Raw genomic sequence first — 25,454 nt, forward strand, 5'->3', positions numbered from 1 at the left:
GCCGACTTTACGCCCCGGCTCCGGCGGTGCTGTGATGCTCCGTGAGTTGCCGCACGTGTCCCGGGTCACCGGCCCCTCGAGACGGGGGAGAACCGACACCGCGCGGTCCGATCTGCGGCGCGGAGTCGGTCTCATCCGGTGGCGCCGGCGGCGACCAGCAGCTCGACGAGTGCATCGGCCTCCGGCGCGTCCCCGGTGGCCGCGGCCCGCTGCCGTGCGGCCGCCACCCGGGCGATGTCCAGTGCGGAGGCGCCGTCGTGGGTGGTGGCGTCCACGTCGGCCCCGGCGTCGAGCAGCAGCCGCACCACCGCCGGGGCCTCGTGCCCGGGGCCGGCGACGGCCGCGTGCCCGGAGCCGGCGACGGCGGCGTGCAGGGCGGTGCGGCCGGTGGCCGGGTCACGGCGGTCGACGTCCGCGCCGGCGTCGAGCAGCGCCTGCACGACCGCCGGTGCACCGGCGGCGGCTGCGGGGTGCAGTGCGGGGCCGGGTGCCGCGCCGCGCCGCAGCAACAGCGCGACGGCGTCCGGCCGGCCGCCGGCCGCCGCCCAGCTCAGCAGGTCGACGTCGGTGTCCGGGTCGGTGAGCGGCGTGCCCTCGTCCAGTGCCCGGGACAGCGTCTCCAGCTCGCCCAGGAACGCCGCCGAGGCTGCGTCGACGGGTGTCCCGAGCTCGCGGAGCACCTCGACCAGGTGCGGGGTGTGCGCCAGCGCCAGGTGCAGCGGGGTGCGGCCGTCCTCGGTGCGGGCGCCGGTGTCGGCCCCGGCCGCCACGAGCGCGGTCACCATCCGTGCGTGCCCGGCGGCCACGGCCAGGTGCAGGGGGGTCCAGCCGTCGGCGCCGTCCCGCTCGATGGCGGCCGAGAGCAGCTGCGGCTGCTCCTGCACCGCCGTCCGGACGGCGGCCAGGTCGCCGTCGGTGACCAGCCGGCCCAGTCGCTGGGCGGTCATCCGGCTGGTCACGCAGCGGCTCCCGGCGTCGTCGGGTCCCGGTGTGTGCGCACTCAGACCACGTCCCGGCGGACGGCCAGCAGGGTGCCGAGCAGGGCGGCGGTCAGCCCGTAGCCCAGCAGCAGGAGCACGCCCTGCCACTGCTCGAGGAGGTCCGGGCCCTGGAAGGTGGCGGTCGTCGCCTCCAGGGCGCCGCCGGGCAGCCACTTGTAGGCCCCCGAGGTCGCCGGGATGCTCCGCAGCAGCGGCTCGACGACGTAGAGGTAGACGAGGGCGGCGACGATGGCCCCCACCTGGTTCTTCAGCAGGGCACCGAGCCCCACGCCGATCACCGTGTAGACGACCAGCGCCAGACCGGCGAAGGCGAGCACCTCCAGGTTCTCCCCGGTCAGCTCGGGCGTGTTCCCGCGGGCGTTGCCGTAGACCAGCACCACCGACACCGTGACCGCGCAGACGAGGACCGCGTAAGGGATCGCCACCAGGGCGTAGGCCAGCAGCTTGGCGATCACCACCCGGCCACGCTGCGGGGTGGCCAGGAAGGTGGGCGTCGCGGTGCGGTGCCGGTACTCCTGGGTGATCCCGATGATCCCGAGGACGACGGAGATCACCGTGGCGTTCGTGGCGATGGAGAAGGCCAGCCGCGCGTACTCGGGCGAGTCCAGCGGTGGCAGTCCGCTCTCCTGGTCGCCGGCGAAGGCGGTGAACAGCGCCGCGAACGCACCGGAGAGCACGCAGGCTCCCAGCAGCAGCCCGATCCACACCCGGGTGGTGAACAGCTTCGTCCACTCCGCACGGACCAGCCGTGCGACGACCGTGGCCATCAGGCAGCTCCCTGCTCGGCGTGGGCGGCGGCGTACTGCTCCTGGCCGGCGGTGAGCTGGAAGTAGATCTCTTCCAGCCCGCTGGTGTGCGACCGCAGCTCGTGCAGCTCGATCCCGCCGGCGAAGGCCCGCCGGCCGATCTCGTCGGTGCTCAGCCCGGTCACGGTCAGGCCGTCGGGGATGGTGTCGGTCGGGGCCACCGTCGTCCCGGTGCTGCGCAGCAGGTCGGCCAGGGCGGTGCTCTGCGGGCTGCGCACCAGCACGCTGCCGGCGTTGCCCGAGCGCAGCTCGGCCAGCGTCCCCTCCCGCACGAGCTTCCCGGCGCCGACGATCACCACCCGGTCGGCGGTCTGCTCGACCTCGGCCAGCAGGTGGCTGGAGACCAGCACGGTGCGGCCCTGGGCGTGGGCCAGGTGGCGGAGGAAGCCGCGCAGCCACTGGATGCCCTCCGGGTCCAGGCCGTTGGCCGGTTCGTCGAGCACCAGCACGGCCGGGTCGCCCAGCAGTGCCGTGGCCAGGCCGAGGCGCTGGCGCATGCCCAGGGAGTAGCCCCCGGCCCGGCGTCCGCCGGCGGTGCCGAGCCCGACCTGCTCGAGCACCTCGTCGGCGCGGCGGACCGGCAGGCCGGTCGCGCGGCAGTAGACCCGCAGGTGGTCGCGGCCGCTCCGGGCGGGGTGGAACGCGGTCTCCAGCACCGCGCCGACCTGGCGCATCGGCTCGGGCAGCCCCGCGTAGCGGACGCCGTTGAAGGTGGTCGTGCCGGTGTCGGGGGTGATGAGGCCCAGGGCCATCCGCAGCGTGGTCGTCTTCCCTGCGCCGTTGGGGCCCAGGAAGCCGGTCACCTGTCCCGGCTCGACGGTGAAGCTCAGGTCGTCGACCGCGCGCACCTTGCCGAACGTCTTCGTGAGGCCGTTCACCTCGACCCGGACGGGGTCGACGGCGGCCGATCTGACGCTGCTGATCTCGCCCTCCTCGTTCCGCCGGCCGGTCCGGCACCGCGGCCATCCAAGCGCACAGGCCTGCCCTGTGGCCAGGTCCGTGGACGCCCGCGCGGGCCCTCGTGGAACGGTCGCCGGGCGGCACGCCGTGCCCCGTGGGGTCGGGGACGCAGGCATCGCGCTAGGTTTCGGCCCGGGTGCACTGCGCCCAGGCCGAGGGCTCGATGGTCGAGTCACGGGCGAGGGGGAAGTGTGAGCGCGTACCGGTGTGTCGTCGTGGGGACCGACGGTTCGGAGTCCTCGATGCGAGCCGTCGACCGGGCCGCCGAACTGGCAGGTGCCTGCCAGGCCAGGCTGGTCGTCGCGTTGGCCCACCAGCCGCGGACGGTCGACGAGGGGACCGCAGCCGACGCCCGGGCCGCGCTCGGCTCCGAGGCGCACCTCGCCCTCGGAGCGGCTCCAGGTGAGGACGCGGTCCGCCGGGCGGGGGACCGCGCGCGGGCGGCTGGTGCGCGCTCCGTGGACACCGTGGCCGCCGTCGGCGCCCCGGTCGAGGCGCTGCTGGACATCGTCCGCCGGGAGGACGCCGACCTCCTGGTGGTGGGCAACCGCGGGCTCTCCGGGCTCCGGGGGCGGCTCCTGGGCTCGGTGCCGGCCGACGTCACCCGGCGGGCGACCGTCGACGTGCTCGTCGTGCACACCACGGACTGACCGCTGTCGGAGAGCGGCCACGACCCGCGCGACGACCTCGAGCAGTTGCTGCTCGGCGGGCCCCGTCGGTACACCCGCCGGCAGGTGGCCGAGCTGGCCGGTATGCCACCCGAGCGCACCCAGCGGCTGTGGCGGGCACTGGGCTTCGCCGACGTCCCCGACGACCACCCTGCGTTCACCGACGCCGACGTCACCGCCCTGGCCCGGCTGTCGGCGCTGATCGACTCGGGTTTCGTCGCGCCCGGCGCCGAGGCGTCCATCGCCCGCGCCATGGGGCAGTCGCTGGCCCGGCTGGCCGACTGGCAGACCGACATGCTGGCCACCCTCCTCACCGCCCCCGACGCCGCGTCGGCGGACCGTGCGGCGGTGGAAACCGAGGCAGTCCGGTCCACCGAGCGGCTGCTGCCGCTCATGCGCGAGCTGCAGGACTACGTCTGGCGGCGGCACCTGGCCGCGAACGCCGGGCGGCTGTTCCTGGCCGCCCCGGGGGGCGGGGACCGGCGGGAGCTGGCGGTCGGCTTCGCCGACCTCGTCGGCTACACCTCGCGCAGCCGCGGCATGGGCGGCCGGGAGCTGGGCGCGATGGTCGAGGACTTCGAGGGGCTGGCCGCCGACGTCATCGCCCGGTTCCGCGGCCGGGTGGTGAAGACGGTCGGCGACGGCGTGCTGTTCACCTGCGCCGACCCCGTGGACGCCGTGGAGATCGCCCTGCTGCTCCCCGACGAGTGGACCGCCGCGGACCGTCCACCGCTGCGGGTGGGCGCCGCCTACGGCCCGGTGCTCACCCGGCTCGGGGACGTGTACTCACCGGTGGTCAACCTGGCGAGCCGGCTCACCTCGATCGCCCGGCCCTCGACCGTCCTGGTCGACCAGCAGCTGGCGCGCGAGCTGCGCGGCGTCCGGGAGTACCGGGTACGGCCGCTGCGCCGGGTGTCGGTGCGCGGCTACGACAACCTGCGCCCGTGGCTGGTGCGGCGGAGCGCCACGGGTGACGAGGCGCCGGGGGTGGCGGCGTTCGAGGAGCTGCTCGACGAGATCGCCGACGACGTGCTCGCGGCGCCCGAGGAGGACGAGCTGCCCGGCGGAGCCGGTCCCTTCGCCGACTGAGCAGGTCCGCGCCGGGGCCGCTCACCGGTCCCCCGGCCGCCGGGCGGCACCATGAGCGGGTGTCCGCCACGCTGCTCGCCCGAGGACTGGCCGCCGGTCACGGCGCCCGGGTCCTGTTCGCCGACCTCGACCTGGTCGTCGCCCCCGGCGACGTCGTCGGCCTGGTCGGGGTGAACGGCGCCGGCAAGTCCACCCTGTTGCAGACCCTCGCCGGGGTGCTGCCGGCCGAGTCCGGGGAGATCGCCCTCAGCCCGCCGTCGGCGACGGTCGGGTACCTCCCGCAGGAGACCGACCGGCGGCCGGGGGAGACCGTGCTGGACCTGCTGGCCCGCCGCACCGGGGTCGCCGCCGCCGAGCGGGCGATGGAGGAGGCCACGGAGGCGCTCACCGCCGGTGCCCCCGGCGCCGACGACCGGTACGGCGACGCCCTGGAGCGCTGGCTGGCCCTCGGTGGCGCCGACCTGGCCGAGCGCGCCGAGGCGGTGGTCGACTCGGTGGCCCCCGGTGTCCCGTTGGACGCGGCGACGATCGGGCTCTCCGGCGGGCAGGCCGCCCGGGTCGGGCTGGCGTCGCTGCTGCTGAGCCGGTACGACGTCCTGCTGCTCGACGAGCCCACCAACGACCTCGACCTGGCCGGGCTGGAGCAGCTGGAGCGCTTCGTCGCCGGTCTCCGCACCGGGGTGGTGCTGGTCAGCCACGACCGGGAGTTCCTCGCCCGCACCGTCACCCGGGTGGTGGAGCTGGACCTGGCCCAGCAGCTGGTTCGGGTCCACGACGGCGGCTACGAGGCCTACCTGGTCGAGCGGGAGGTGGCCCGCCGGCACGCCCGCGAGGAGTTCGAGGAGTTCACCGACACCAAGGCCTCGCTGGAGTCGCGGGCGCGGATGCAGCGCAACTGGATGGCCAAGGGCGTCCGCGACTCGATCAAGAAGTCCAAGGACGGCGACAAGCACATCAAGGCGGCCAACCGGTCCTCGTCGGAGAAGCAGGCGGCGAAGGCGAAGCAGACCGAGCGGCGGATCGAGCGGCTGGAGGTGGTGGAGGAGCCGCGCAAGGAGTGGGAGCTGCGGATGGAGATCGCCGCGGCCCCGCGGGCCGGCGCCGTGGTCGCCACGCTGCACGGCGCGGTCGTGCGCCGTGGCGGGTTCACCCTCGGGCCGGTGGACCTGCAGGTCGACTGGGGCGACCGGGTGGCGATCACCGGGTCCAACGGCTCGGGGAAGAGCACCCTGCTCGCCGCACTGCTGGGCCGGTTGCCGCTGGACGAGGGGACGGCGTCGCTGGGCTCGGGGGTGCGGCTGGGCGAGGTCGACCAGGTGCGGGGCAGCTTCCTGGGCGCGGAGCCGCTGGCCGCGGCGTTCGGCGCGGAGGTGCCCGACCTGCCCGATGCCGAGGTGCGCACGCTGCTGGCCAAGTTCGGGCTGCGCGCCGACCACGTGGTGCGTCCGGCCGGCACCCTGTCACCGGGGGAGCGGACCCGCGCGGCCCTGGCGTTGCTGCAGGCCCGCGGGGTCAACGTGCTGGTGCTCGACGAGCCGACCAACCACCTGGACCTGCCGGCGATCGAGCAGCTGGAGCAGGCGCTGGCCGACTACACCGGCACGTTGCTGCTGGTCACCCACGACCGCCGGATGCTCGAGGCGGTGCGCACCACCCGGCGGTTCGCGGTGGCCGACGGCGGGGTCCAGCAGAGCTGATCGGGCCCGGAGACGACGCCGCCCGCCCGGACGTGATGTCCTGGGCGGGCGGGGGTCGTGGTGCGAGCTGGGCTGGTGTGCCCCCGGCAGGATTCGAACCTGCGCCCCTGCCTCCGGAGGGCAGTGCTCTATCCCCTGAGCTACGGGGGCTCGTCCACGTGTGGTGCTGTCCTGCGATCGTGCTGCGCTCTGCTCCCGCTCGGCGCCCATGGCACGTTACCAGCCCGCGGGTGGCGCACCGGCAGGGGCCCCGGCGACCCCGCCGAGCGGGTCAGGGTGCCGGGAGAGGCTCCCCGCCACGGGCTCGGAGCATCGTCGCCATGGTGGTGGTCTCGGCGTCCTGGGTCTCCGCGATCGAGCTGGCCAGGCGCTCCACGACGTCCACGTCGGAGTGCTCCCGGCCGTACTCGGCCATGGCCAGCCCGCCCTGGTGGTGGCGGATCATCAGCTGCAGGAACATCGCGTCGAACGCCGTCCCGGACAGCGAGCGCAGCTCGGCGAGCTCGGCCTCGGTCGCCATCCCCGGCATGAGCGCGCCGCCGGCGGTGTCGTGGCCGGCCATGTCGTGCCCGGCCATCTCCCCGTCCGACATCGCGCCCTCGGACATCCAGGCCATGGTCTCCCCGCCGGTGAACGGCAGGTCCCACAGCGCCAGCCAGCCCTGCATCCGGCCCAGCTGGTTGGTCTGGGTGGCCGAGATGTCGAACGCGAGCTGGCGGATCTCCGGGTCCTCGGTCTGCGTGAGGGCGAGGTTCGCCATCTCCACGGCCTGCAGGTGGTGCCGGGACATGTCCCGGGAGAACCCGGCGGCCACCGAGTCCGTGGTGGGCTGGGAGTCCCGGCCGACGCCCAGTGCGACGGCCAGCCCGCCACCGGCCACCAGCAGGCCCAGGGCGATCACCGCCACCAGGACGCCGGTCAGCCAGCTGCGGGGCCGGCCGGAGCTCGTCGCACCGCGGTCGTCCTCGGTCGCGGGATCGGTCATCGGGTCCTCTCAGGTGGCGTGCCGGGCAGGCGGCCGGTCAGGGCGCCGAGGTCGTCTCGGGCGCCGGGGTCGACGTCGTCGGCGCGTCGGTGACCATCGCGTCGGTGCCCCGGCTGCTGCCGTCTTCCACGACCGGGTCGGTGATGAACAGCGGGTTCTCGCAGCTCGCCCCGACCTCGGGGTAGAAGTCGGCGTTGTAGGTCATGAAGTCGGCGTACTGCTGCACCCGGATGTCGTCGGCGGAGTCGACGGTCAGCTGGTGGTTCCACGACTGCAGGCTGATCGGTGAGCCCAGGCCGACGTAGGGCGAGAGCATGAGCCCGGACGTGCCCTCGACCAGCTCCTCCAGCGTGGCGAGGTCGCCGTCGGTGATCAGCTCGGGGTCGTAGGTGATCCAGGTGGCGCCGTGCTCCATGGAGTGGACGGCGTTCTCGTGCCGGATGTCCACGTCGTAGACGGTGCCGGTGCAGTCGGCCCACTCGCCGTCGTGCGGCCCACCGACCGGCGGGCTCTCGGTGTAGCTGACCGGCGTGGTGACGTGCTCCTGGCCCGCGGCGTAGTCGAAGGTCTCCAGGCCGGTGATCTCACTGGCCTCGGTGACCTGGTTCGCGTTCGACTCGTTCACCTGGACGACGGCGTAGCCGATGATGGCTGCGGCGAAGACGACCACCGCGAGGGCCGCGGCGATCAGGCCCCAGGGCTTCTGCTTGGTGACCACGGTGGCCGGCGGACGGGTCCGCCCGCGGCCGCCGGAGCCCTTGCCGGGCACCCGCTGGCTGGCGGCACCGGACCCTCCACGGGAAGCGCCGCCGGTCGCGCGGCTGTTCTCGGGCTTGGGGTCCTTGGCCACTGCCGCTCCTCGTTCGCTGTGCGTCGTGAGCTGCGCCGTCCCGTGGGAGCCGCGCACGCTCGCGTCCGTCCCGGGCTGCTCCCGTCCGGCGGCTGCGAGTCTAGGTCGCGGACCTGTGTGGTCCCTGACCGTCGGCGGTCGCCGCGGAGGTGTCCCGGCACACAGTCGGCGGGCAGGTCGGAACGGGGATGCCCCGCTCCGTACGATCGAACGGTGACACCCGAGCAGCTCAGCGACGTCGTCCGGTCCGCAGTCGCGGCGGCCGTGGAGCGCGGCGTGCTCTCGGTCGCCGTCCCCGACGAGGTGGTGATCGAGCGCCCCAAGAACCCCGAGCACGGCGACTACGCCACCAACGTGGCGCTCCGGCTCGCCAAGACCGCCGGCCGCCCGCCGCGCGAGGTCGCCGAGGTGCTCGCCGGTGAGCTGCGCGGCGTCGAGGGCGTCTCCGCCGTCGACGTCGCCGGGCCCGGCTTCCTCAACGTCACCCTGGCCAAGGACGCGCTGGGGCAGATCGCCGTTCGGGTGGTCGTCGCAGGGGAGGCCTACGGCCGCACCGAGGTGCTGGCCGGGCAGCGGCTGGACCTGGAGTTCGTGTCGGCCAACCCGACCGGGCCGGTGCACATCGGCGGCACCCGGTGGGCCGCCGTCGGTGACGCCCTGGGCCGGCTGCTGACCGCCAGCGGCGCGCAGGTGACCCGGGAGTACTACTTCAACGACGCCGGCGCGCAGATCGACCGCTTCGCGCTGAGCCTGCTGGCCGCGGCGCACGGGCGGCCGGTGCCGGAGGACGGGTACGCCGGCGACTACATCGGTGAGATCGCCGCCCAGGTGGTGGCCGCCGAGCCCGGCGTGCTGGAGCTGCCCGAGGCCGACCAGCAGGAGCGGTTCCGGGTGCTCGGCGTCGACCTGATGTTCGCCGAGATCAAGCGCACGCTGGCCGACTTCGGCGTCGTCTTCGACGTCTACTTCAGCGAGCGCACGCTGCACGAGACCGGTGCGCTGGAGAAGGCGGTGGCCCGGCTGCGCGAGCAGGGGCACGTCTACGAGGCCGACGGCGCCGTCTGGCTGCGGACGACGACGTTCGGGGACGACAAGGACCGGGTGCTGGTCAAGAGCGACGGCGAGACGACCTACTTCGCCGCCGACTGCGCCTACTACCTGGACAAGCGCGAGCGTGGCTTCGACAAGGTCGTGATCATGCTCGGCGCCGACCACCACGGCTACATCGGCCGGTACAAGGCGCTGGTCGCCGCACTCGGCGACGACCCGGACACCAACCTGGAGATCCTGATCGGCCAGCTGGTGAACCTGGTCCGGGACGGCGAGCCGCTGCGGATGAGCAAGCGCGCCGGCACGGTGGTGCTGCTGGAGGACCTGGTGGCCGCCGTCGGGGCCGACGCGGCCCGGTACGCCCTGGCCCGGGCCTCGGTCGACCAGCAGATCGACCTGGACCTGGACCTGTGGAGCCGGCAGACCAACGACAACCCGGTCTTCTACGTCCAGTACGCCCACGCCCGGATCTCCTCGCTGCTGCGCGGCGCGGCCGACCTCGGCCTGCCGCTGGGCGAGGCCGGCGACGTGGACACCGCGGCCCTGGCCCACCAGCGGGAGGGCGACCTGCTGCGGGCGCTGGGGGAGTTCCCCCGGGTGATCGCCTCGGCCGCGGAGCTGCGGGCCCCGCACCGGGTGGCCCGGTACCTGGAGGAGCTGGCCGGCACCTACCACCGGTTCTACGACTCCTGCCGCGTGCTGCCCCGCGGTGACGAGGAGGCCACGCCGGTGACCACCGCCCGGCTGTGGCTGTGCGCGGCGACCGCGACGGTGCTGCGCAACGGCCTGGCCGTGCTCGGCGTCTCCGCCCCGGAGCGGATGTGAGGGCGCACCCGGCCGGTCCGCTGCACGGGAACATCGCGCCGCCCCCGGCGGCCGGCCCGGCACCGGCCGACCTGGGCGTGCTGGACCCGCAGGTCTGGCCGCGGTCGGCCCGGCGGGTCGACGGCGAGCTGGAGCTGGGTGGCCGCCGGGTGACCGACCTGGCCCGTGAGCACGGCACGCCGCTGTTCGTGCTGGACGAGGGCGACTTCCGCGGCCGGGCCGCCGACTTCGCCGACGCCTTCGTCGACGCCGACGTGCACTACGCCTCCAAGGCGTTCCTCTGCGGGCAGGTCGCCCGCTGGATCGCCGACGACGGGCTGCACCTGGACGCCTGCAGCGGCAACGAGCTCGCGGTCGCGCTGGCCGCCGGCTTCCCGGCCGAGCGGATCGCGCTGCACGGCAACAACAAGTCGCTGATCGAGCTGCAGCTCGCGGTCGAGGCCGGGATCGGCCACGTGGTGCTGGACTCCTTCGACGAGATCGACCGGCTGGTGCCGCTCGGGGAGGCCCGGGTGGCCGCCGGTGGCGCGCCGGTCTCGGTGCTGATCCGGTCGACGGTGGGCATCGAGGCACACACCCACGAGTTCATCGCCACCGCCCACGAGGACCAGAAGTTCGGCTTCTCGCTGGCCACCGGCGACGCGCTCACCGCGGCCGTCCGGGTGATCCGGGAGCCGGGGCTGCACCTGGCCGGCCTGCACAGCCACATCGGCTCGCAGATCTTCGACACGGCCGGCTTCGAGGCCGCCGCGCACCGAGTCGTCGGACTGCTCGGCCAGGTGCACCAGGCCACCGGCGAGGTGCTCGGCGAGCTCAACCTCGGCGGGGGGTTCGGCATCGCCTACCTCGCCGAGGACGACCCGGTCAGCCCCCAGGACGTCGCGGTGAAGCTGCGCTCGGTCATCGCCGCCGAGTGCGCGGCCCTCGGGCTGCCGGTGCCCCGGCTGGCCGTCGAGCCGGGCCGGGCGATCGCCGGGCCGGGCACCGTGACGCTGTACGAGATCGGCACGATCAAGCCGGTGCGGCTCGGGGCGAGCGGCGCACCGGGCACCCCGTTGGTGCGCAACTACGTGTCGGTCGACGGCGGGATGAGCGACAACATCCGCACCGCCCTCTACGACGCCAGCTACACCTGCGTGCTGGCCAACCGCAGCTCCGACGCCCCGCCGGCGCTCTGCCGGGTGGTCGGCAAGCACTGCGAGAGCGGCGACGTGCTGGTGCGTGACCTGTGGCTGCCGTCGGACGTGCAGCCCGGCGACCTGCTGGCGGTCGCCGCCACCGGCGCCTACTGCTGGTCGATGGCGAGCAACTACAACTACCTGTTGAAGCCGCCGGTGGTCGCCGTGCGGGACGGGGTGGCGACCGAGATCGTGCGGCGTCAGACACTGTCCGACGTGTTCGCCCTCGATGCCGTCCTCGCCGACGTGCCCGCCCCCAGCCCGGCGATCGACCAGCCGGCGCCCGAGCACGCCGCAGGAGCCCAGTCGTGAGCGATTCCCTGAAGGTGGCCCTGCTGGGCTGCGGCACCGTGGGTGGCGCCGTCCTGCGGCTGCTGTCCGAGCAGTCCGACGACCTGACCGCCCGGATCGGCCGCCGGGTCGAGGTCGTCGGGGTGGCCGTCCGCCGCCCCGACCGGCACCCCGAGGTGCCCGCCGAGCTGCTGACCACCGACGCCGAGGGGCTGGTCACCCGGCCCGACGTCGACCTGGTGGTGGAGGTGATCGGGGGCATCGAGCCCGCGCGGACCCTGCTGCTGGCCGCGATCGGCGCCGGGAAGTCGGTGGTCAGCGCCAACAAGGCGCTGCTGGCCGAGGACGGCGTCGCGCTGCACGCCGCGGCCGCCGAGGCCGGGGTCGACCTCTACTACGAGGCCGCGGTCGCCGGGGCGATCCCGCTGCTGCGTCCGTTGCGCGAGTCGCTGGCCGGTGACCAGCTCCGGCGGGTGGTCGGCATCGTCAACGGGACGACGAACTACATCCTGTCCCGGATGGTCGAGACCGGTGCCGGCTTCGGCGAGGCGCTGGCCGAGGCGACGGAGGCCGGGTTCGCCGAGGCCGACCCGACCGCGGACGTCGACGGGTTCGACGCCGCCGCCAAGGCCGCGATCCTGGCCTCGCTGGCCTTCCACTCCCCGGTGACCGCCGCCGACGTGTACCGCGAGGGCATCTCCGCGGTCTCCGCGGCCGACGTCGCCCGGGCCGCCGAGATCGGCTGCACGGTCAAGCTGCTGGCGATCTGCGAGCGGGTCGCGGGCAGTGACGGCGCCGACGACTCCGTCGCCGTCCGGGTGCACCCGGCGATGATCCCGACCACCCATCCGCTGGCCGCGGTGGGTGGTGCGTTCAACGCCGTCTTCGTCGAGGCGGAGGCGGCCGGTGAGCTGATGTTCTACGGCCAGGGCGCCGGTGGGCAGCCCACCGCCAGCGCAGTGCTGGGCGACCTGGTCGCGGTGGCCCGCAACCGGGTCGCCGGCGTCGCCGGGCCGGGGACGACGGGCTACGCCGGTCTCACCGTGCGGCCGATGGCGGACACCCCCACCCGCTACCACGTCAGCCTCGACGTCGCGGACAAGCCGGGCGTGCTGGCGACCGTCGCGCACGAGTTCGCGGCGCAGGGCGTGAGCATCGCCACCGTCCGCCAGGACGGGCACGGCGACGCCGCCACGCTCGTGATCGTGACCCACCGGGCCCCGGACGCGGCGCTGGCCACGACGGTCGCCCGGCTGCGGGAGATGTCGGCCGTCCGGGGCGTGACCAGCGTGCTGCGGGTGGAGGGGCTGTGACCGGGGTGTGCTGCGGAGGCGAACGGGTGATGTGGTCATGAGTGCAGGACTCCCGACGGGGCTGCGCGCCCCGGTCTCGCCGTACTGGCCGGGTCTGATCGAGGCCTACCGGCACCGGCTGCCGGTGAGCGCCGCGACCCCGGTGGTGACGCTGCAGGAGGGCGCCACCCCGCTGCTGCCGGCGCCGGAGCTGTCCCGCCGCACCGGGTGCGAGGTCTGGCTGAAGGTCGAGGGGGCCAACCCCACCGGGTCGTTCAAGGACCGCGGCATGACCATGGCCATCTCCAAGGCGGTGGAGGAGGGCGCACAGGCGGTGATCTGCGCCTCCACCGGCAACACCAGCGCCAGCGCCGCGGCCTATGCCGCCCGGGCCGGTCTGGTCTGTGCGGTGCTCGTGCCGCAGGGCAAGATCGCCACCGGCAAGCTGGCCCAGGCGCTGGTGCACGGGGCGAAGCTGCTGCAGGTCGAGGGCAACTTCGACGACTGCCTGACGCTGGCCAGCAAGCTGGCGATCGACTACCCGGTGAGCCTGGTCAACAGCGTCAACCAGTACCGCATCGAAGGCCAGAAGACGGCGTCGTTCGAGATCGTCGACGTGCTCGGCGACGCCCCCGACGTGCACTGCCTGCCGGTCGGCAACGCCGGCAACATCACCGCCTACTGGCAGGGCTACCGCGAGTACGCCGCCGACGGCCCGGCCACCCACACCCCCCGGATGTGGGGCTTCCAGGCCGCCGGTGCCGCGCCGATCGTCACCGGCAGGGTCGTCGAGCAGCCGAGCACCATCGCCACCGCCATCCGGATCGGCAACCCGGCGTCCTGGACCAAGGCGCTGGACGCCCGGGACACCTCCGGTGGCCGGATCGACGCGGTCACCGACCGGGCGATCCTCGCCGCCTACCGGCTGCTGGCCCGCAGCGAGGCCGTCTTCGTCGAGCCGGCGTCGGCCGCATCGGTGGCCGGGCTGCTGCAGGTCGCCGAGGCCGGCGGGCTGGAGCCGGGCCAGCGGGTCGTCTGCACGGTCACCGGCAACGGCCTGAAGGACCCGGAGTGGGCGATCTCCGGTGCCCCCGTCCCGGTCACCGTCCCGGTCGACGCCGCCGCCGCGGCGGCGCAGCTGGGGCTCTGAGTGGCGCAGCTCCCCGTGGTCCGCGTCCGCGTCCCGGCGACGAGCGCGAACCTCGGCCCGGCCTTCGACTGCGCCGGCCTGGCGCTGTCCTGCTGGGACTCCGTCGACGTCGCCGTCACCGACGGCGGGCTGACCGTCGAGGTGGCGGGCGCCGGGGCCGGTGACCTGCCCACCGACGAGTCGCACCTGGTGGTGCGGGCGTTCCGCGCCGCCTCGGCCGAGCTGGGCTGGACGCCGCCGGGGCTGCGGCTGTCCGCGCACAACACCATCCCGCAAGGGCGGGGGATGGGCTCCTCCGCCGCCGCGGTGACCGCCGGGGTGCTGGCGGCGTGGGCGCTGTGCCCCGACGTCGCCGAGGTCGACGAGGACGCCGTCCTGCGGCTGTGCTCGGAGCTCGAGGGCCACCCGGACAACGTGGCCCCGTGCCTGCTCGGTGGGGCGACGCTGTCCTGGACGACGGCCGCGGGTGCGCGCGCCGCACGACTGGCCGTCGACCCGCGGATCGTCCCGGTGCTGTTCGTGCCGGCCACCACGCTGTCCACCCACCTGGCCCGGGGGCTGCTGCCGGAGTCCGTGCCGCACGCCGACGCCGTCCACGCCGCCGGCCGCTCCGCGCTCCTGGTGCACGCGCTCACCCGCGACCCGGCGCTGCTCCTGGAGGGGACCGAGGACCGGCTCCACCAGACGCAGCGGGCACCCGCCATGCCGGAGAGCGCCACGCTGCTGGCCCGGCTGCGGAGCGACGGGCACGCGGCCGTCGTCTCCGGCGCCGGCCCGTGCGTGCTGGCGCTGGCGGTGCTGGGCCCGGGCGAGGACGCGGTCGCGCCGGCGGCTGCGGCGCAGGTCAGCGCGCTGCAGGCGCTGACGCCGGCCGGCTGGGAGTGCCGCCCGATGGCCGTCGACCCCACCGGTGCGGTCGTCACCCCGCGGCCCGGTGATCACGATGCGGTATCGTCCTCAGCGCTCGGAACACACCCGTGACGGACTGTGTTGTGAGCACTGTCGGCCTGTGTCTAGGCTGATGACGTAGCCGCCCCCGGGCGAGCCTCACGCGAGGCGTTGCAGACGGTCGATCCGTCACCGCTGAACCCCTCGCATCCACAGACCCGCGCACTCCCGATCGATCCGACGAGTCCTCCACTGGGCTCTCGCGTTCCGGGGCCGGGTCACCTCCTGCGCTGGTAGGCGCAGGTCACCGCAGGGAAGGACCTGTACGTGAGCGAGAGCACCGACCTCATCGACGGCACGCCCGACGCCGGCCCGTCCGACGAGGCAGCTGCCGAGAGCGCGACGGCTCCCCGTTCGCGCCGCCGTGGCAGCGGACTGTCCGGCATGCTGCTGCCCGAGCTGCAGCGCCTGGCCGGCGAACTGGGCATCCCCGGTACCGGCAAGATGCGCAAGAGCGACCTCGTCGCCGCGATCTCCGAGCGCCAGGTCGGCGGCGCTCCCGCCGCCGCGGCGCCGGCCACCGCGCCGGCCACCGCCCCGGACGTGCCGGCCCCCCGCGCCGACGAGGCCGTCACCGGTGGTGCCGCTGCCCCGGCCGCACCCCTGGAGGCCCCCGTCAGCGGAGGCGCCAACAGCGGCCCGGTGACCGGCACCGACGCCGCCCCCACCGACGCCGCCCGCACCGACGCCGCCCCCACCGATGCCGCCCCCACCGACGCTGCCCCGACGGGCCGTCGCCGCCGTGCGGCCAGCCGTCCGGCGGGTGCGCCCACCGGCGACGCCGTGACCAGCACCCCCGACGCACCGGCGACCGCGGCCGCTGCGGACGAGGTCGCCCAGCCGACCCCCGCCGAGGGGACTGCTGCGGACACCGACCAGGCACCGCCGGCCGACACCCGCACCGGCGGCGACCGGCCACAGCGCAGCCGCAACCGGGACCGGGCCGAGCGCGGCCCCCGGGAGGGTGGCGAGCGCGAGGAGCGCGGCCCGCGCGAGGACCGCAACCGGGACGCCGGCACCCGTGACGAGCGGGGCGGCCGCGACGCCGGCCCCCGCGAGGACCGGACCCGGGACACCGGCAGCCGCGACGCCGACCGGGACGAGCGGGGCAACCGCGACTCCGGCCGTGAGGACCGCAACCGGGACTCCAACCGGGACGAGCGGGGCAACCGCGACGGCGCCGACCGTGACGGCGAGCCGCGCGGCGGGCGCAACCGCACCGACGGCGAGTCCGGTCGACCGGGCCGCAACAACCGGGACGGCAACCGCACCGACGCCCCCGGCAACCGCGGCGATGCGGGCGCCAACCGCAACGACACGCGAGCCGACACCCGTGGCGACTCCCGCGGTGAGGCCCGGAACGACGAGGACGACGACGACTTCGAGGGCGGCCGCGGTCGCCGCGGTCGCCGGTACCGCGACCGCAACCGGCGCGGCAGCAGCGCCGGTGGGCGCGAGCGCTTCGACCAGGGCGAGCCCACCGTCAGCGAGGACGACGTCCTGCTGCCGGTGGCGGGCATCCTGGACGTGCTGGACAGCTACGCGTTCGTCCGCACGTCGGGGTACCTGACCGGCCCGAACGACGTCTACGTCTCGCTGTCCCAGGTGCGGCGCTACGGCCTGCGTCGCGGCGACGCCATCACCGGGGCCGTCCGTCAGCCCCGGGAGGGCGAGAAGAAGGACAAGTACAACGCCCTCGTCCGGCTGGACTCGGTCAACGGGCTGGACCCGGAGCAGGCGCGCAACCGCCCCGAGTTCACCAAGCTGACCCCGCTCTACCCGCAGGACCGCCTGCGGCTGGAGACCGAGTCGCACCTGATGACCACCCGGCTCATCGACCTGGTCATGCCGATCGGCAAGGGCCAGCGGGCGCTGATCGTCAGCCCGCCGAAGGCCGGCAAGACGATGGTCCTGCAGTCGATCGCGAACGCGATCACGACCAACAACCCCGAGGTCCACCTCATGGTGGTGCTGGTCGACGAGCGGCCCGAAGAGGTCACCGACATGCAGCGCTCGGTGAAGGGCGAGGTCATCGCCTCGACCTTCGACCGGCCGCCGGCAGACCACACCACGGTCGCGGAGCTGTCGATCGAGCGGGCCAAGCGCCTGGTCGAGATGGGCCACGACGTCGTCGTCCTGCTCGACTCGATCACCCGGCTGGGTCGCGCCTACAACCTGGCGGCCCCCGCCAGCGGGCGCATCCTCTCCGGAGGTGTCGACTCCACGGCGCTCTACCCGCCGAAGCGCTTCCTCGGTGCGGCCCGCAACATCGAGAACGGCGGCTCGCTGACGATCATCGCCTCGGCGCTGGTCGAGACCGGCTCGACGATGGACACGGTCATCTTCGAGGAGTTCAAGGGCACCGGGAACGCCGAGATCAAGCTGGACCGGCGGCTGGCCGACAAGCGGGTCTTCCCGGCGGTCGACGTGAACGCCTCGGGCACCCGCAAGGAGGAGATCCTCCTCTCGCCCGACGAGCTGGCCATCATCATCAAGCTGCGCCGGGTGCTGTCGGCCCTGGAGCCCCAGCAGGCCCTGGAGCTGCTGCTCGACCGGATGCGCAAGACGCGCAACAACATCGAGTTCCTGATGCAGGTGCAGAAGACGACGCTGGGCGTGAACGAGAAAGACTGACGAAGGCCCCCTGCTCCCCGTCGCGTGCCAGCTCGCGACAGGAGCCGGCAGGGGGGCCGTACACTGGGCGATCGAGCCTCCGCCGTCAGGGGTCGTCCAGTTCCCCGGCGGTGCCACGACCAGGCGACAGACCAGCAGACTGACCAGCAGACCACGAGACCAGAGAGAGGGTGTACCGGCATGAAGGCCGACATCCACCCGCAGTACAACGTCACCGAGGTGACCTGTGGTTGCGGTAACACGTTCACCACCCGCAGCACCTCGCCGACCGGTCAGCTGACCGTCGAGGTCTGCTCGGCGTGCCACCCCTTCTACACCGGCAAGCAGAAGATCCTGGACACCGGTGGCCGCGTCGCCCGCTTCGAGAAGCGGTTCGGCAAGCGCGCTGCCGGCACCCCGGCCGACAAGTAGCACCCCCGACGGCGCCTGCGCCGCCCTGCACCAGGGCGGCACAGGCGCCGTCGTCGTGTCCGCACCCCGGCCGGGGCCCGCGGGATCGACCACCAGCGGGACCGACGACCAGGAGGAGTGCCCGTGAGCAGCAGCACCGGAGCCGGCAGCGACCGGCTCGCCGGCCTGCTCGCCGAGCACCGTGAGCTGGAGGCCGAACTCGCCGACCCGGCGGTGCACGCCGACGCCGCACGCGCGCGCCGGCTGGGGCGGCGGTACGCCCAGCTCGCGCCGGTCGTGGAGACCGCACGCGCCCTCGACGCCGCGACCGACGACCTCGCCGCCGCCCGGGAGCTCGCGGGGGAGGACCCCTCCTTCGCCGCCGAGGCCGAGGAGCTGGCCGGCAGCGTCGGTGAGCTGACCGGCCGGCTCACCGAGCTGCTGCTGCCCAAGGACCCCGACGACGAGAAGGACGTCATCCTCGAGATCAAGGCGGGGGAGGGCGGGGCGGAGTCGGCGTTGTTCGCCGGCGACCTGTTGCGGATGTACCTGCGCTACGCCGAGCGGCGCGGCTGGGCGACCGAGGTGCTCGATGCCGTCCCGGCCGAGCTGGGCGGGTACAAGGACGTCGCCGTGGCGATCAAGTCACGCACCGACGAGGGCATCTTCTCCCGGCTGAAGTTCGAGGCCGGGGTGCACCGCGTGCAGCGGGTCCCGGTCACCGAGTCCCAGGGGCGGATCCACACCTCGGCAGCCGGGGTGCTCGTGCTCCCCGAAGCCGAGGAGGTCGACGTCAGCGTCGACCCGAACGACCTGCGCATCGACGTCTTCCGCTCCTCCGGACCCGGCGGGCAGAGCGTCAACACGACCGACTCCGCGGTGCGGATCACCCACCTGCCCTCCGGGATCGTGGTGAGCTCGCAGAACGAGAAGAGCCAGCTGCAGAACCGCGAGTCCGCGCTGCGGGTGCTGCGTTCCCGGCTGCTCGCCGCCGCCCGGGAGGAGGCCGCCGCCACCGCGTCGGACCAGCGGCGCAGCCAGGTGCGCACGGTCGACCGCAGCGAGCGGGTGCGCACCTACAACTTCGCGGAGAACCGCATCGCCGACCACCGGGTCGGGTTCAAGGCGCACAACCTCGACCAGGTGCTGGACGGCGACCTGGACCCGGTGCTCGACGCGCTGACCGCGGCCGCGACGGCCGAGCTGCTGGCGGCCGGCTCCTGACCGCCGCCCGCACCCTGCTCGCCGACGCCGCGCGGCGGCTCGCCGAGGCCGGGGTGGAGTCGCCGCGGGTGGACGCCGAGCTGCTGCTCGCCGCCGTCCTCGGGGTGACGCGCACGGCGCTGCTCACCCTCGGCGAGGTCCCCCCCGAGCAGGCGGCCCGGTACGCCGCGCTGGTCGACGAGCGCGCCGCCCGGGTCCCGCTGCAGCACCTGACCGGTTCGGCGCCCTTCCGCCACCTCGAGCTGTCGGTCGGTCCCGGGGTCTTCGTCCCGCGGCCGGAGACCGAGCTCGTCGCCGGCTGGGTGCTGACCCGGATCGCCGGGCTGACCGCGCCCACCGTCGTCGACCTGGGTGCGGGGTCCGGCGCGATCGCGCTGGCGGTGGCCAACGAGCACCCCGGGGCCCGGGTCGTGGCGGTCGAGCGGGACGCCGCGGCGATCGAGTGGACCCGGCACAACGCCGCCGCCCGTGCGGCTGCCGGTGACACCCCGGTCGAGGTGCTGGCCGGGGACATGACCGACCCGGCGCTGCTGGCCGAGCTGGACGGCAGCGTGGACGTCGTCGTCTCCAACCCGCCCTACGTGCCCGACGGTGCCCGGTTGCCGCGCGAGGTCACCGAGCACGACCCGCCGCTGGCGCTGTGGGGTGGGCCGGACGGGCTCGACGTCGTCCGCGGGCTGCTGGGCACGGCCGCCCGGCTGCTGCGCCCGGGCGGCTGGCTGGGCATCGAGCACGCCGACCAGCAGGGGAGCGCCCTGCCGGCGTTGGTGCGCGCCCACGGCCGCTGGACCGAGGTCGCCGACCACCGCGACCTGGCCGACCGGCCGCGCTACACGACCGCCCGGTCGTCGACTCTGGGGCAGTGACAGACTCCCGACCCGTGGCTGACGTGTTCGACTGCAGTGACCCCGACCAGCGCGAGGCCGGGCTGACCGAGGCCGCCATGGCGCTGTCCCGCGGTGAGCTGGTCCTGCTCCCGACCGACACCGTCTACGGCGTGGCCGCCGACGCCTTCACCCCGGCCGCGGTCACCCGGCTGCTGGCGGCCAAGAACCGGGGCCGGAACATGCCGGTCCCCGTGCTGGTGGGGGAGGCGTCGACGCTGGCCGGGCTGGTCGTCGTCGTGCCCCCGGTCGCCCACCAGCTCGCCGAGGCCTTCTGGCCCGGGGGGCTGACCCTCGTGGTCGAGCACGCGCCGTCGCTGGCGTGGGACCTCGGCGATGCCGAGGGGACGGTCGCCGTCCGGCTGCCGGACGACGACGTCACCCGGGACCTGCTGCGCCGCACCGGCCCGCTGGCGGTCTCCAGTGCCAACCGCTCCGGCCGGCCGGCCGGCACGACCGCGGCGGAGGCGGCCTACCAGCTCGGCGAGCACGCGGCGGTGGTCCTGGACGGCGGACCGCGCACCGGGTCGGCGCCCAGCACCATCGTCGACTGCACGGCTCCCACCCCCCGGGTGTTGCGGCTGGGCGCGATCAGCCTGGAGCAGCTCCGCGAGGTCGTCCCGGAGATCACGGACTAGATCGCGACCCTGACGGGCCGCACCGCGGCCAGCGGCCGTCCCCGGCTGTGCGGAGCCGCTTCGTGCGATGCCGGCGGGACCCTCCGGGCCCGCGCCGGCCTCCCACAGTCGCCCTCCGGCGACGCCGTGGTGGTCCGGTCTCGGCGCGTCGTGAAGGGGCACGAGACGGCTCGATCGGGCTGGGGAACGGCATCCGGCTGCGCTGCGGCCCGGCAGGATCGCACGGTGGACAGCGGTGCGATGCGCAGCATCGCCTCGGCGCAGCGATACCGTGGTGCGACAGCCGCGCGCCTCTCCTCGACGAGTGCACGCGGGCACCGCACCGAGCAGCAGGAGTGCACCCGCGATGAGCACCCCGGCCACCACCCCCTACTGGGGCCCCGACTTCGACGCCCTGGCCGACTTCGACCCGGAGATCTCCGGCGTCGTCCTCGACGAGCTCGACCGGCTGCGAGGTGGGCTGCAGCTGATCGCCAGCGAGAACTTCACCAGCCCCGCCGTCCTGGCCGCGCTGGGGAGCACGCTGTCGAACAAGTACGCCGAGGGCTACCCGGGACGGCGGTACTACGGCGGCTGCGAGGTCGTCGACCGGGCCGAGGAGATCGGCATCGCCCGCGGCAAGGAGCTGTTCGGCGCCGAACACGTCAACCTGCAGCCGCACTCCGGTGCCAGCGCGAACCTGGCGGCCTACGGCGCCTTCCTGCAGCCCGGGGACACCCTGCTGGGCATGGCGCTGCCGCACGGCGGGCACCTGACCCACGGCACCAAGGTCTCCTTCTCCGGCAAGTGGTTCAACGCCGTGCAGTACGGCGTCGACGAGAAGACCGAGCACATCGACTACGACCAGGTCCGCGACCTGGCCCGCGAGCACCGGCCCAAGCTCATCGTCGCCGGTGGATCGGCGATCCCGCGGCTGATCGACTTCGCCGCCTTCCGGGAGATCGCCGACGAGGTCGGCGCGATCTTCATGGTCGACGCGGCCCACTTCATCGGCCTGGTGGCCGGCAAGGCGATCCCCTCGCCGGTGCCCTACGCCGACGTCGTCACCTTCACCACGCACAAGGTGCTGCGCGGCCCCCGCGGTGGGGCGATCGTCTGCAAGGCCGAGCACGCCAAGGCCATCGACAAGTCGGCCTTCCCGATGATGCAGGGCGGCCCGCTGATGCACGCCATCGCGGCGAAGGCGGTGAACCTCAAGGAGTGCCTGCAGCCTGAGTACCAGACCTACGCCCGCCAGGTGATCACCAACGCCCAGGCGCTGACCGAGGGCCTGGCCGCCGAGGGCCTGCGCCCCGTCGCCGGCGGCACCGACACCCACCTGGCGCTGCTGGACCTGCGCAAGGTGACCGACACCGCCGGCGAGCCGGTCACCGGGAAGGTGGCCGAGGCCCGCTGCGACGCGGCCGGCATCGTGCTCAACAAGAACGCCATCCCCTTCGACCCGCAGCCGGCCTCGGTCGCCTCCGGCGTCCGGGTCGGCAGCCCCTCGGTCACCACCCAGGGCATGGTGGAGAGCGACATGAAGTCGATCGCCTCGCTCATCGGCACCGCCATCCGGGACGCCGACGGCTCCCGGACGACCGAGGTCGCGGCCGGGGTGCGCGAGCTGGTCGGCGCCCACCCTGCCTACCCCGAGCCCTCGCGCGTCGGCTGAGCCGTGCGCGAGTACGCCGTCGTCCTCCTCGCCGCCGCGCTGGTCACCTTCCTGGCCACGCCGGTGGTGCGGGTGGCGGCGGTCCGGTTCCGGGTGATGGCGGCGGTCCGTGACCGCGACGTGCACGTCATCCCGACCCCGCGGGGCGGGGGAGTGGCGATGTACCTCGGCGTGGCGGCCGGCGTCCTGGTCGCCTCGCAGCTGCCCTCGCTGCAGCGGAGCTTCGAGTTCAGCACCCAGACGATCGCCGTCCTGGTGGCCGGCGGGCTGATCTGCGCCCTCGGGGTGCTGGACGACCGCTTCGGCCTCGACGCGCTCACCAAGCTCACCGGCCAGATCGCCGCGGCCGGGGTGATGGTGCTGCTCGGCGTGCAGTTGGCGTACGTGTTCCTGCCGGTCGCCGACATCGGCACCCTGTCCCTGGGCCCGGACGTCGGGGTGCCGGCGACGATCCTGCTGACCGTCCTCACGGTCAACGCGCTCAACTTCATCGACGGGCTGGACGGGCTGGCCGCCGGGGTCTCGGCGATCGCGGCGCTGGCCTTCTTCGCCTACAGCTACAACCTGGGCCTGGTCGGCTTCGACGACGTGGCCAGCGCGCCCGCCCTGATCACCGCCGTGCTCGCCGGGGCCTGCCTGGGCTTCCTGCCGCACAACTTCAGCCCGGCCCGGATCTTCATGGGCGACTCCGGCTCGATGCTGGTCGGGCTCATGCTCTCGGCCGCGGCGGTCTCGGCCACCGGGCAGACCGACTCGCAGACCCTCGGCTCGGCGGCCAGCCTGCTGCCGCTGACCCTGCCGCTCCTCGTGCCGATCGCGGTGCTCTTCATCCCGTTCATCGACCTGCTGATGGCCGTGGTGCGCCGCACCCGGCGCGGTCGGTCGCCGTTCAGCCCGGACAAGATGCACCTGCACCACCGGCTGCTGTCGATCGGCCACTCGCACCGCCGGGCGGTGCTCATCATGTACTTCTGGGCCGCCCTGCTCAGCTTCGGCGCCGTCGCCCTGTCCATCACCGGTGGCACCGTCGAGGTCCTGGTCATCGTCGGCGCGCTGCTCGTGGTGGGCGTCGTCGTGGTGCTGAGCCCCCGCGCCCGCCGCGCGGCGATCGCCGCGCGCGAGGCCGAGCTCGCGGCGCTGAAGGACCGCAGCCGCGCCGCCCACCCGGCCAGCCGGGCGGTCCGGCAGGGCGCCGGGACGCCGCGTCCGCCCTCTGCTGCCGCACCGTCCACCCCGGCCGGGGTGCGCCGGTGAGCGGCGTCCGGACGACCGGGGACGCCCCCTGGGACCTGTCGTTCCTGCGGATCGGTCTGCTCGCCACCGGCGCGGTGACCGCGGTCGCCGCCCTCGTCGTCGGGGTGGCGCTGACCTGGGCGGATGCGCTCACCGTGCTCATCGGCGCGGCCGTCGTCACGGCCTTCTTCTGCGTCTCGGGGCTGGTCGTGGCCTGGGCCGGCAAGGTGGACGACACCTGGACGATGCCGGCGGCGCTGGGCACGTTCGGGCTCAAGGCACTGGTCCTGTTCCCGCTGCTGACCGGCCTGCCGGCCGACGGGTGGCCGGACCGCCAGGTGCTGGCCTGGACCGTCGTCGCCGGTGCGCTGCTGTGGAGTGGGGTGCAGCTGCGCTGGGTGTGGACGCGGCAGCTGTTCTACGTCCCGCCACCCACCCCACCGGGGGGTCGGCGGCATTCCCCGGAAAACCCGGCCCCACCCGGCTGATAGTGTCCGAACCGATGGCCGAGGACACCTCCGAACCTGGGGGCGCACGACCACGACCTGCGCGCGCAGCTCGTCAGCCCAGCGGGGCTGACATGGGCTGGGCGGTCACCGGGACGCTCCTGTCCGGGATGGCTGTGTGGGGCGGGGTCGGGTGGCTGATCGACCAGTGGCTGGACACGCGAGTGTTCTTCCCGGTCGGGATCATCCTCGGCGTGGCAGTGGCCATCTACGTGGTGGTCAAGACCTACGGCGAACCCGACCCGGCTCCCGGGCGGGCTGCCGGACACCCCCCGGGCGGACGACGGAGCCGGCCCAGGACGCAGAAGGGACAACGGTGACCTCCAGCGCCCACGCGCTCGGCGACGTGCTCGCTGTGGAGAGCGACCCCGGCGGCGGCTTCACGCCCCCGGGCATCGGTGAGTTCTACCCCGAGGTTCTGACCAGCTTCTCCGTGCTCGGTGTCGGCTTCGAGATCACCCGGATCACGATCATCGCCTGGGTGGCCACGCTGGCCATGATCGCCTTCCTGGTGGCCACGGTCCGCAAGCCGCAGATCGTCCCCGGCAAGATGCAGTTCATCGGCGAGACCAGCTACTCGTTCATCCGCGACGGGATCGCCCGCGACGTGGTGGGCCCCAAGGGCCTGCCGTTCGCCCCGTTCCTCGCCTCGCTGTTCTTCTTCATCCTGGCGAACAACCTGATGGCGATCATCCCGCTCGCCCAGATCTCGCCGATGTCGAAGTTCGCCTTCCCGCTGGTGCTGGCCCTGATCTGCTGGGTCGTCTACATCGTGGTCGGCATCAAGAACCAGGGGCTGTGGCCGTACTTCCGGGACATCATGTTCCTGCCCGGCGTGCCCAAGCCGATGTACCTGCTGATCACGCCGCTGGAGCTGCTGCAGAACTTCATCGTGCGCCCGTTCACGCTGGCGATCCGGCTCTTCGCGAACATGTTCGCCGGCCACATGCTGCTGGTGACGTTCGCGCTGGGCGCGACCTACCTGCTCACGGTCGGCAACTTCTCGGCCGTGTTCGGGCCGATCTCGGCGCTGATGGCGATCGTGATGACGTTCTTCGAGCTGCTGGTCATCTTCCTGCAGGCCTACGTCTTCACGATGTTGATGGGCACCTACCTCAACGGCTCCGTCGAAGCGGCCCACTGAGCCGCACCACGGTGGCCCGCACGCCGGGCCGCTCCCATGAACTGCACCACCCGTACGACCCCGCCAGCCGCCCGGTGACCACCGGGCGACGACACAGGAGGAACACCGCGCAATGATCGAGGTACTCGCAGAGCTCGAGGGCAGCATCGGTTCGGTCGGCTACGGCATCGCCACGATCGGCCCCGGCATCGGTGTGGGCCTCGTCTGGGCCGCCTACATCCAGGCCACCGCGCGCCAGCCCGAGTCGGCCGGCCTGACCCGTACCTACGCCTTCCTGGGCTTCGCCCTGGCCGAGGCGCTGGCACTGATCGGCTTCGTCGCTCCCCTCGTCTACGGCACCTGATCCGCACTCGTCGG

The 25,454-nt window shown here is 74.0% G+C and carries 23 protein-coding genes and 1 tRNA gene; 18 read left to right on the forward strand and 6 right to left on the reverse strand.

The annotated features are described in order from the left end of the window. Nucleotides 1-131 precede the first annotated feature (131 nt). The 3 genes from O2W16_RS10535 to O2W16_RS10545 are packed head-to-tail and all read right to left on the reverse strand — an operon-like array spanning nucleotide 132 to nucleotide 2,685. Nucleotides 132-959, reverse strand: coding sequence for an ankyrin repeat domain-containing protein (locus O2W16_RS10535; RefSeq protein WP_269158779.1), 828 nt, complete (start codon nucleotides 957-959; stop codon nucleotides 132-134). 41 nt (nucleotides 960-1,000) lie between these two features. Then, nucleotides 1,001-1,768, reverse strand: a complete 768-nt coding sequence (locus tag O2W16_RS10540; RefSeq protein ID WP_269158780.1) for an ABC transporter permease — start codon at nucleotides 1,766-1,768, stop codon at nucleotides 1,001-1,003. Beyond that, nucleotides 1,768-2,685 carry an ATP-binding cassette domain-containing protein gene (locus O2W16_RS10545; protein WP_269158781.1) on the reverse strand — a complete coding sequence of 306 codons (918 nt, stop codon included), beginning with the start codon at nucleotides 2,683-2,685 and terminating at the stop codon, nucleotides 1,768-1,770. Before O2W16_RS10545 ends, O2W16_RS10540 begins: the two co-directional genes overlap by 1 nt. Nucleotides 2,686-3,009: 324 nt before the next feature. Here O2W16_RS10545 and O2W16_RS10550 point away from each other — a divergent pair, with 324 nt between their 5' ends. From O2W16_RS10550 to O2W16_RS10560, 3 genes are all read left to right on the forward strand, one after another. Further along, nucleotides 3,010-3,417, forward strand: coding sequence for a universal stress protein (locus tag O2W16_RS10550; RefSeq protein ID WP_442928907.1), 408 nt, complete (start codon nucleotides 3,010-3,012; stop codon nucleotides 3,415-3,417). Nucleotides 3,418-3,501: 84 nt separating this feature from the next. Then, entirely contained in the window at nucleotides 3,502-4,524 is a 1,023-nt protein-coding gene (locus O2W16_RS10555; RefSeq protein ID WP_269158783.1) for an adenylate/guanylate cyclase domain-containing protein, read from the forward strand. A gap of 59 nt (nucleotides 4,525-4,583) precedes the next feature. Next, entirely contained in the window at nucleotides 4,584-6,221 is a 1,638-nt protein-coding gene (locus O2W16_RS10560; protein WP_269158784.1) for an ABC-F family ATP-binding cassette domain-containing protein, read from the forward strand. 78 nt (nucleotides 6,222-6,299) lie between these two features. On the opposite strand, the gene O2W16_RS10565 is transcribed toward O2W16_RS10560, so the two are convergent. From O2W16_RS10565 to O2W16_RS10575, 3 genes are all read right to left on the reverse strand, one after another. Continuing rightward, a tRNA-Arg gene (locus tag O2W16_RS10565) sits at nucleotides 6,300-6,371 on the reverse strand. A 121-nt stretch (nucleotides 6,372-6,492) separates the two neighbouring features. Beyond that, the gene (locus O2W16_RS10570) at nucleotides 6,493-7,206 is read right to left on the reverse strand and encodes a DUF305 domain-containing protein (RefSeq protein ID WP_269158785.1); all 714 of its coding nucleotides are present in this window, start codon (nucleotides 7,204-7,206) and stop codon (nucleotides 6,493-6,495) included. A 37-nt stretch (nucleotides 7,207-7,243) separates the two neighbouring features. Next, the gene (locus tag O2W16_RS10575) at nucleotides 7,244-8,056 is read right to left on the reverse strand and encodes a DUF3105 domain-containing protein (RefSeq protein WP_269158786.1); all 813 of its coding nucleotides are present in this window, start codon (nucleotides 8,054-8,056) and stop codon (nucleotides 7,244-7,246) included. A gap of 213 nt (nucleotides 8,057-8,269) precedes the next feature. Between O2W16_RS10575 and argS the strand changes: the two genes are divergently transcribed. The 15 genes from argS (at nucleotide 8,270) to atpE (ending at nucleotide 25,440) form a co-directional block, all read left to right on the forward strand. After that, nucleotides 8,270-9,931, forward strand: coding sequence for an arginine--tRNA ligase (argS, locus tag O2W16_RS10580; protein WP_269158787.1), 1,662 nt, complete (start codon nucleotides 8,270-8,272; stop codon nucleotides 9,929-9,931). Further along, a complete protein-coding gene (gene lysA, locus O2W16_RS10585) occupies nucleotides 9,928-11,421 on the forward strand; it encodes a diaminopimelate decarboxylase (protein WP_269158788.1) in 1,494 nt (497 codons plus the stop codon). Before argS ends, lysA begins: the two co-directional genes overlap by 4 nt. Further along, nucleotides 11,418-12,713 carry a homoserine dehydrogenase gene (locus O2W16_RS10590; protein ID WP_269158789.1) on the forward strand — a complete coding sequence of 432 codons (1,296 nt, stop codon included), beginning with the start codon at nucleotides 11,418-11,420 and terminating at the stop codon, nucleotides 12,711-12,713. The genes lysA and O2W16_RS10590 overlap by 4 nt, the downstream gene beginning before the upstream one ends. Nucleotides 12,714-12,750: 37 nt before the next feature. Next, nucleotides 12,751-13,842, forward strand: a complete 1,092-nt coding sequence (gene thrC, locus O2W16_RS10595; RefSeq protein ID WP_269158790.1) for a threonine synthase — start codon at nucleotides 12,751-12,753, stop codon at nucleotides 13,840-13,842. Nucleotides 13,843-13,857: 15 nt separating this feature from the next. Further along, a complete protein-coding gene (thrB, locus tag O2W16_RS10600) occupies nucleotides 13,858-14,823 on the forward strand; it encodes a homoserine kinase (RefSeq protein WP_269158791.1) in 966 nt (321 codons plus the stop codon). A gap of 234 nt (nucleotides 14,824-15,057) precedes the next feature. After that, nucleotides 15,058-17,424: a transcription termination factor Rho gene (rho, locus tag O2W16_RS10605; protein ID WP_269158792.1), complete on the forward strand. Its 2,367-nt coding sequence runs from the start codon at nucleotides 15,058-15,060 to the stop codon at nucleotides 17,422-17,424. Nucleotides 17,425-17,604: 180 nt separating this feature from the next. Then, a complete protein-coding gene (gene rpmE / locus O2W16_RS10610) occupies nucleotides 17,605-17,835 on the forward strand; it encodes a 50S ribosomal protein L31 (RefSeq protein ID WP_269158793.1) in 231 nt (76 codons plus the stop codon). Between the two features lie 123 nt (nucleotides 17,836-17,958). Continuing rightward, nucleotides 17,959-19,038 (forward strand): peptide chain release factor 1, encoded by a 1,080-nt coding sequence (gene prfA / locus O2W16_RS10615; protein ID WP_269158794.1) that lies wholly within the window; start codon nucleotides 17,959-17,961, stop codon nucleotides 19,036-19,038. Nucleotides 19,039-19,052: 14 nt separating this feature from the next. After that, nucleotides 19,053-19,904, forward strand: coding sequence for a peptide chain release factor N(5)-glutamine methyltransferase (gene prmC / locus O2W16_RS10620; RefSeq protein ID WP_269158980.1), 852 nt, complete (start codon nucleotides 19,053-19,055; stop codon nucleotides 19,902-19,904). Between the two features lie 14 nt (nucleotides 19,905-19,918). Next, nucleotides 19,919-20,560, forward strand: coding sequence for an L-threonylcarbamoyladenylate synthase (locus O2W16_RS10625; protein WP_269158795.1), 642 nt, complete (start codon nucleotides 19,919-19,921; stop codon nucleotides 20,558-20,560). A 346-nt stretch (nucleotides 20,561-20,906) separates the two neighbouring features. Then, nucleotides 20,907-22,214, forward strand: a complete 1,308-nt coding sequence (gene glyA, locus O2W16_RS10630; protein WP_269158796.1) for a serine hydroxymethyltransferase — start codon at nucleotides 20,907-20,909, stop codon at nucleotides 22,212-22,214. 3 nt (nucleotides 22,215-22,217) lie between these two features. Further along, the gene (locus tag O2W16_RS10635; protein WP_269158797.1) at nucleotides 22,218-23,468 is read left to right on the forward strand and encodes a glycosyltransferase family 4 protein; all 1,251 of its coding nucleotides are present in this window, start codon (nucleotides 22,218-22,220) and stop codon (nucleotides 23,466-23,468) included. Next, nucleotides 23,465-23,935 carry a hypothetical protein gene (locus O2W16_RS10640; RefSeq protein ID WP_269158798.1) on the forward strand — a complete coding sequence of 157 codons (471 nt, stop codon included), beginning with the start codon at nucleotides 23,465-23,467 and terminating at the stop codon, nucleotides 23,933-23,935. The genes O2W16_RS10635 and O2W16_RS10640 overlap by 4 nt, the downstream gene beginning before the upstream one ends. 334 nt (nucleotides 23,936-24,269) lie before the next feature. Beyond that, nucleotides 24,270-25,097 carry a F0F1 ATP synthase subunit A gene (gene atpB / locus O2W16_RS10645; RefSeq protein WP_269158799.1) on the forward strand — a complete coding sequence of 276 codons (828 nt, stop codon included), beginning with the start codon at nucleotides 24,270-24,272 and terminating at the stop codon, nucleotides 25,095-25,097. A gap of 112 nt (nucleotides 25,098-25,209) precedes the next feature. Continuing rightward, a complete protein-coding gene (gene atpE / locus O2W16_RS10650; protein ID WP_014377627.1) occupies nucleotides 25,210-25,440 on the forward strand; it encodes an ATP synthase F0 subunit C in 231 nt (76 codons plus the stop codon). The last annotated feature ends 14 nt before the right edge of the window (nucleotides 25,441-25,454 follow it).

It is taken from the genome of Modestobacter sp. VKM Ac-2984 (assembly GCF_026967985.1).
Lineage (GTDB): Bacteria > Actinomycetota > Actinomycetes > Mycobacteriales > Geodermatophilaceae > Modestobacter.